The sequence below is a fragment of the Kitasatospora sp. NPDC048540 genome, assembly GCF_040651175.1.
Lineage (GTDB): Bacteria > Actinomycetota > Actinomycetes > Streptomycetales > Streptomycetaceae > Kitasatospora.
The window spans coordinates 1-6628 of the sequence record NZ_JBEZIR010000227.1 but is presented as its reverse complement, the minus strand read 5'-3'; the positions used below and the strand labels follow the sequence as shown (position 1 = coordinate 6628).

The following is a 6628-nucleotide window of genomic DNA, read 5'->3' as shown; positions in this document are numbered from 1 at the left end:
GCGGGCGCCGGCGCACCCCCCCCCCGCTGGCCCCCGCGGGCCGGGGCCCCCGGGCGGCCCCCCCCCCGGGGGGCCCCCCCGGCCGCGGGTCAGCCGGTGCGGCGCAGCAGGGCCAGGTACATCGCGTCGGTGCCGTGCAGGTGCGGCCAGAGCTGGACGTCCGGGCCGTCGCCGAGCGCGGGGAGTCCGGGCAGCAGCGGCCGGGCGTCGATCCACTCCACACCGGGTTCCTCGCGCAGCACGTCGTCGACCACGGCCCGGGTCTCGGCCAGGTGCGGCGAACAGGTAGCGTACCCGACCACGCCACCCGCCCGGGTGGCCCGGATCGCGGTGCGCAGCAGGTCCCGCTGGAGCGGCCCGAAGCCCGCGATGTCCTCCGGCCGGCGCCGCCAGCGCGCCTCGGGGCGGCGGCGCAGCGCGCCGAGACCCGAGCAGGGGACGTCGACCAGGGTCCGGTCGAAGGAGCCCTCGCGCCAGGCGGGCCTGGTGCCGTCGGCGGCGATCACGGTGTACGGGCCGGGGTTGCCGTCCAGGGCGCGGGCCACCAGCCGGGCCCGGTGCGGCTGCTTCTCGGAGGCGACCAGGGCCGCGCCGCGCTGCGCGGCGAGGGCGCCGAGCAGGGCGGCCTTGCCGCCGGGGCCCGCGCAGCCGTCCAGCCAGAGCCGGTCGCTGCCCTCCAGCGGGGCGGCGGCCAGGGCGAGGGCGACCAGCTGGCTGCCCTCGTCCTGGACACCGGCCCGGTTCTCCTTCACGGCGTCGATCCCGGCCGGGTCGCCGCCCTCGGCGAGCCGCAGCGCGTACGGGGACCAGCGGCCGGGTTCGGCCTCGGGCAGCGCGGCGGCGATCTCCTCGACCGTGGCGCGGCCGGGGCGGGCGATCAGGGTGACCTCGGGGCGCGCGTTGTCGGCCGCAAGCAGTTCCTCCATCGCGCTGCGCCCGCTTGCGTCCGGCTGCCAGCGGCCGAGCGAGTCCCACAGCGAGGAGACCACCCAGCGCGGGTGCGAGTGCAGCACGGCGAGGTGGTCCTCGGCGTCCTGGTCGTACGGCGGGGCAACCTGCTGCAGCCAGGCGTCCAGGTCCTGGGCGCTGATCTTGCGCAGGACGGCGTTGACGAACTTGGCCCGGCCGTCGCCGAGCACCACCCGGGCCAGCTCCACGGTGGCGGAGACGGCGGCGTGGCTGGGGATGCGGGTGGCGAGCAGCTGGTGCGCGCCGAGCGAGAGCACGTCCAGCACCGGCGGGTCGACCTCGCGCAGCGGGCGGTCGACGCAGGCGGCGATGATCGCGTCGTAGCTGCCCTGCATCCGCAGCGTGCCGTAGACGAGCTCGGTGGCGAGGGCCGCGTCGCGGCGGTCCATCCCCTTCTGCTCGGCCTCGCGCAGCAGCGAGGGCAGGATCAGGTTGGCGTACGCGTCCCGCTCGTCGACGGCGCGCAGCGCGCGGAAGGCGACGATCCGGGCCGGGTCCTTCTTCGGGCGGCGGTGCGGGCGGGGGGCGCGCTTGGCGCTGGGGGTGGTCACTGGTGCCTCAAGGTGCTACGGAATCAACGGATCGGACAGTTTCGGGGCGGACGGGGTTTCGGGGTGGACGGGCGGACCGGGGCCGCGGTGTCACCGGCCCAGCAGTTCGCCGGACTCGATCCGGACCCCACGGGCCCAGTCTGCCGCCCGCATCGGCTTCTTGCCCTGCGGCTGGACCTCGCCCAGCTCGACCTCGTGGCTGCCGGTGCCGACCCGGACGCTGTTCTTGCTCACGGCGAGCTCGCCGGGGGCCAGCTCCGAGCTCCCGGTCAGCAGCGTCACCGGGCCGGACACCTTGAGCCGCTCGCCGCGGAAGGTGGTCCAGGCACCGGGCGCGGGGGCGCAGCCGCGGACCAGCCGGTCGACCCGCAGCGCCGGGTGGGACCACTCGATCCGGGCGTCCTCGACGTTGATCTTCGGGGCCAGGGTGACGCCGTCGACGGGCTGCGCGACGGGCCGCAGCGAGCCGTCCGCGATGCCGTCCATGGTGGCGGTCAGCAGCCGGGCACCGGAGTGCGAGAGCCGGGTGAGCAGTTCGCCGCTGGTGTCGGCCGGGCGGATCTCCTCGGTGACCACGCCGAACACCGGACCGGAGTCCAGCCCCTGCTCGATCAGGAAGGTGGACGCGCCGGTCACCTCGTCGCCGGCCAGCACCGCGTGCTGCACGGGGGCGGCGCCGCGCCACGCGGGCAGCAGCGAGAAGTGCAGGTTGACCCAGCCGTGCACGGGGATCTCCAGCGCGCCGGGGCGGATCAGCGCGCCGTACGCGACCACCGGGCAGCAGTCCGGCGCCAGTTCGGCCAGCCGGGCCATGAACGCGGGCTCGCTCGGCCTGGCCGGCTTGAGGACCTCGATCCCGGCCTCCTCGGCGCGCTGGGCGACCGGGCTGGCGACCAGCCTGCGCCCGCGGCCGGACGCGGCGTCGGGGCGGGTGACCACCGCGACCACCTCGTGCCGGTCCGAGGCCAGCAGGGCGTCCAGGGCGGGAACGGCGACCTCGGGGGTGCCGGCGAAGACGAGGCGCATGGGTGCCTTTCTGCAGAGGGGCAGGGGTCAGCGGGCGGGGCGGGCGTCCGGTCCGGGGTGGGCCGGGGGCGGGGCGGCGGTCGGCTCAGCGGGCGGAGCCGAAGGTGCTGTGCGGGGAGATCTTGACGGTCGGCGCGGGCCCGGCGCCCCACTCCGCCTCGCGGATCGCCTTGAGCGCGGCCTTGCGCTGCTCGCGGTCGAGGCGGTCGATGAAGATGATGCCGTCGAGGTGGTCGGTCTCGTGCTGGATGCAGCGGGCGAGCAGCTGGGTGCCGGATATCGTCACCGGCTCGCCGTGCATGTCGAAGCCCTTGGCGACCACGCCGTGGGCGCGCTTGGTGTCGAAGCGCAGGCCGGGGAGCGAGAGGCAGCCCTCGGGGCCGTCCTGCTCGTCCTCGCTCAGGCTCAGGTCCGGGTTGATCAGGTGACCCACCACGCCGTCCACGTAGTACGTGAACACCCGCAGCGAGACGCCGAGTTGAGGCGCGGCCAGCCCGGCACCGGGGGCGTCCAGCATGGTGTCGGTGAGGTCCTTGACCAGGCGCCGCAGCTCCTTGTCGAAGACGGTGACCGGCTTGGCGGTGGCACGGAGCACCGGGTCGCCGAAGATCCGGATCGGCTGGATCGCCATGGCGTCGGGTTCCTGTTCGTCGGGCGGCGGCGGGCGCGGTCCGCGGAGGACCACCGGGAAGTCTATGCAATGCCCGCGTCGCGTTCGGCCCACCAGCTGGCATAACCCTTCTCCGGCCGGGCGCGTGACCCCGGCCCCCGGTCGGGCGTTGGTCAAGTGGAATTGACCGGGACGCCACTGCGTCCCTGCCCTCCTTGCCCGCCAGCGGGCGAGCAGGGGCGCGTCAGGCGGACCGTACGGAGAGGTGGCACCCAGGCCATGGCCGAGCAGATCAACCACGACGCCCGCGCGCGGGCGAGCCTGCACCTGCTGGTGCGGGACATCGAGCGGGTGCGGCGGCAGGTCGATGCGCTGCGGACCCTCACCGCCCAACTCGGCAACGTCTACCGGCCCCGGCGGCCCAGCACCTCGGCCGGGTTCGTGGTGTACGGCCGGGCGCCCGCCCCGACCGTCCGGCTCGCCCAGGAGCTCAGGGAGAGCGTGGAGACCCTGGTCGCGGCGGCGGTCGAGTTCGACCGGGCACTGGGCTTCTCCTGGGACTCGGTCGGCTCCGCACTCGGCGTGACCAAGCAGGCGGTCCACCGCCGGTACGGCATGCGCCGCCCGACCGGCGACCTGCTCACCGCCGCCGCCGTCCCCTCCCCCGGCGCCCCACGCGACGACCGCCTCCCCGAACCCGTCCCGGTCGCCGCACCCCACCACGACGAACCGGTCGTCCCCAAGCAGCCGCAGCCGCTCTCCCGCTCGGTCCCCCAGGCCCGCCAGGGCGGCCTCACCCCCCAGGCCGCCCGCATCGGCCACTGACCCCACCACCCCAGCGCCCCCACCCCAGGGGCGCTGGGGGTCCCCCACCTCACACCCCCACCGCACCACCCACCCCCTCAGGGGCGCGAGGAACTGCGCGAGCCACCCCCCACCACCCGCACTCTGCCTCCACCCGAGCCCCCGCCCCCCGGCGTCCACCCCCCCGCCGTCCGTCAGCCGATGTCCGGCGGATCGATCCGGATCCGCACCGGCTCCGACCCCCGCAGCGCCAACCGCGCGATCTGCGCCGCCTTCAGTGCCGCCGCCAGTGCCGCCCCCTGCCCCGGCTCGACCCGCAGCAGCGCCCGCTCGACCTCCTCCCCCCGCCCACCTCCGCCGGAGCCGGAGCCGGAGCCCGCACCGCCGGCCCCACCCACCACCGGCACCGGCCCGAGCACATCCGCCCCGTCCGGCAGCCGCAGCAGCCCGAGCAGATCCGCCACCGCCTGCGGCGCCCCCGTCACCGAGGCCATCCGCGACACCGGCGGGAACCGCAGCGCCGCCCGTTCCTCCAGCTCCAACGCGGCGTGACCCGCCGGGTCCCACCGCACCAGCGCCTGCACCGGCCGCGCCGTCGCCTCCGCGACCACCACCACGGTGCCGCCGGCCGACGCCGGCCGCACCAGTGCGGCCGCGGTCAGCCACCGCCGCAGCGCCTCCTCCCCCGCCCGCAGGTCGGGCCGGTTGAGCAGCGCCCATCCGTCCAGCAGCAGCGCGGCCGCGTAGCCGTCCTCGGCCAGCGGTTCGGCGCCGGGGGTGGCGATCACCAGCGCGGGCGCGGCGGGCACGGTGGTGAGCACCGCGTCCCGGCCCGAGGTGCGGACCGGGACCCGGGGGAAGGCCTTCCCCAGCTCCTCGGCGGTTCGCCGGGCGCCGACCACGTTCGCCCGCAGGCGGAAGGAGCCGCACTCGGGGCAGTGCCAGTCCGGCTCCGGTGTCCCGCACCAGCTGCACTGCGGCGGCAGGTCCGCGCCGACGGTCTCCAGCGGTCCGCCGCACGGCCGGCAGCGGGCCGGCTCCCGGCAGCGCCCGCAGGACAGTCGCGGCTGGTACCCGCGCCGGGGCACCTGGATCAGCACCGGCCCCCGCTCCAGCGCCTCGCGCGCGGCCGTCCAGGCGACCGACGGCAGCCGCGCGGCCCGCGCCGCCTCGTCCCGCGCCTCGTCCAGGTCGGTGACGGTCCGGATCCGCGGTGCCAGTGCCCGTACGGTCTCCCGGTCGGCCGCCAGCGGCCTGGCCCAGCCCGTCCGCAGCAGCTGCGCCGCCTCGACGGTGGTGGACAGCCCGCCGAGCAGTACGCCCGCGCCCTCCTCGGTGGCCCGCAGCAGCGCCACCTCCCGTACGTGCGCGTACGGGGCGTGCGGGTCGCTGTGGCTGCTGTCGCCGTCCGACCAGACGACGACCAGTCCCAGGTCGCGGACGGGCGCGAACATCGCCGCCCGGGTGCCGATCACGGCCCGCACCGAGCCCCGGCGGACCGCGAGCCAGCGCCGGTAGCGCTCCTGCGGCCCCGCGTCGGCGGCCAGTGCGGCGTGCCGGCCGGGGCCGAGCAGCGCGGTCAGCGCGGCGTCGACCCGGCCGGCGGCCCGCCCGTCGGGCAGGACCACCAGCGCGCCCCGGCCGCCGGCCAGGGTGGCGGCCACCGCACGGGCGATCTCCTGCGGCCAGGACGGTCCGGGCAGGGCCGTCCACACCGCCCGGGGGGCGTGGCCCGCCGCCAGCGAACCGAGGAAGGCCGGCCCCTGCGGGTAGCGCGCCCAGCTGCCGGGCTCAGGGGCGGGGGGCGGCGGCAGCGGCAGCGGGGAGGGCTCGGCCTCGGCGCCCGCGTGCCGGGGCGGTACGGCCAGCTGCAGGACGTCGGCGAGGGTGCCCGCGTAACGGTCGGCGACCGCACGGCACAGCCGCAGCAGCTCGGGGGTGAGCACCCGCTCGGGCGACAGCACCCGGGACAGCGGCGCCAGCGGCCCGGCGTAGTCGGAGGCAGCCAGCCGCTCGACCACGAACCCGTCGTGCAGCTGTCCGCCCTCGCGCCGCCCGGAGGCCCCGACCCGGGCACCGAACCGGACCCTGACCCGGACGCCGGGCTGGGCGTCGGCGTCCATCGCGGCGGGCACCGCGTAGTCGAAGTACTGGTCGAGGCTGAGCACGCCCTTGTCGACCAGGACCCGGGCGACCGGCAGCTGCCCGGCCAGCTCCAGGCCGCGCGCGGCCTTGGGCCGGGAGCGGCGGACCGTCTCCCGGATGAAGGCCAGCTGCTCGCCGGCGCCCTCTGCGCTGCCCATCGCTCCCGTGCTCCGACCCCGTACCACCGCGCTCGGGCCCGGCTCGGCGAGCCGGGCCCGACCACAACATAACCGACCCCGCCGACACCCCCGACCTGCCGACGGGCCCGGGAACGCAGCGGACGGCGGCCGCCCCGAAGGGCGACCGCCGTCCACCGGCGCGGGCGTCAGGCCTGCACGGCCTGCTTGAGCTGCTCGACGCGGTCGGTGCGCTCCCAGGTGAAGTCCGCGTCCTCGCGGCCGAAGTGGCCGTAGGCGGCGGTCTTCGCGTAGATCGGCCGCAGCAGGTCCAGGTCCCGGATGATCGCGGCCGGACGCAGGTCGAAGACCTTCACCACGGCCTCCTGGATCTTCAGCACCGGCAC

Annotated in this window: 6 protein-coding genes; 1 reads left to right on the top strand and 5 read right to left on the bottom strand. The window is 77.0% G+C overall.

Features of this window, described 5'->3' with window-relative positions; translation table 11 throughout:
* Positions 1 to 89 precede the first annotated feature (89 nt).
* The 3 genes from AB0D08_RS40000 to def form a co-directional block, all read right to left on the bottom strand.
* Positions 90 to 1520 carry a transcription antitermination factor NusB gene (locus tag AB0D08_RS40000; protein WP_033821504.1) on the bottom strand — a complete coding sequence of 477 codons (1431 nt, stop codon included), beginning with the start codon at positions 1518 to 1520 and terminating at the stop codon, positions 90 to 92.
* A 90-nt stretch (positions 1521 to 1610) separates the two neighbouring features.
* Positions 1611 to 2546: a methionyl-tRNA formyltransferase gene (gene fmt, locus AB0D08_RS39995; RefSeq protein WP_033821505.1), complete on the bottom strand. Its 936-nt coding sequence runs from the start codon at positions 2544 to 2546 to the stop codon at positions 1611 to 1613.
* A gap of 85 nt (positions 2547 to 2631) precedes the next feature.
* Positions 2632 to 3177, bottom strand: coding sequence for a peptide deformylase (gene def / locus AB0D08_RS39990; RefSeq protein ID WP_033821584.1), 546 nt, complete (start codon positions 3175 to 3177; stop codon positions 2632 to 2634).
* Between the two features lie 258 nt (positions 3178 to 3435).
* Between def and AB0D08_RS39985 the strand changes: the two genes are divergently transcribed.
* Positions 3436 to 3981 carry a hypothetical protein gene (locus AB0D08_RS39985; RefSeq protein WP_359895278.1) on the top strand — a complete coding sequence of 182 codons (546 nt, stop codon included), beginning with the start codon at positions 3436 to 3438 and terminating at the stop codon, positions 3979 to 3981.
* A 173-nt stretch (positions 3982 to 4154) separates the two neighbouring features.
* Here AB0D08_RS39985 and AB0D08_RS39980 read toward each other — a convergent pair whose 3' ends face one another.
* Positions 4155 to 6263: a primosomal protein N' gene (locus AB0D08_RS39980; protein ID WP_359895276.1), complete on the bottom strand. Its 2109-nt coding sequence runs from the start codon at positions 6261 to 6263 to the stop codon at positions 4155 to 4157.
* Between the two features lie 167 nt (positions 6264 to 6430).
* The coding region (locus tag AB0D08_RS39975) for a methionine adenosyltransferase domain-containing protein (RefSeq protein ID WP_359895274.1) at positions 6431 to 6628 on the bottom strand (198 nt) is incomplete at its 5' end.

Excerpts from the sequence above, each read along its gene's own strand:
- fmt (WP_033821505.1), bottom strand. The coding sequence starts at position 2,546 with ATGCGCCTCGTCTTCGCCGGCACCCCCGAGGTCGCCGTTCCCGCCCTG.
- def (WP_033821584.1), bottom strand. The coding sequence starts at position 3,177 with ATGGCGATCCAGCCGATCCGGATCTTCGGCGACCCGGTGCTCCGTGCC.
- AB0D08_RS39985 (WP_359895278.1), top strand. The coding sequence starts at position 3,436 with ATGGCCGAGCAGATCAACCACGACGCCCGCGCGCGGGCGAGCCTGCAC.
- AB0D08_RS39980 (WP_359895276.1), bottom strand. The coding sequence starts at position 6,263 with ATGGGCAGCGCAGAGGGCGCCGGCGAGCAGCTGGCCTTCATCCGGGAG.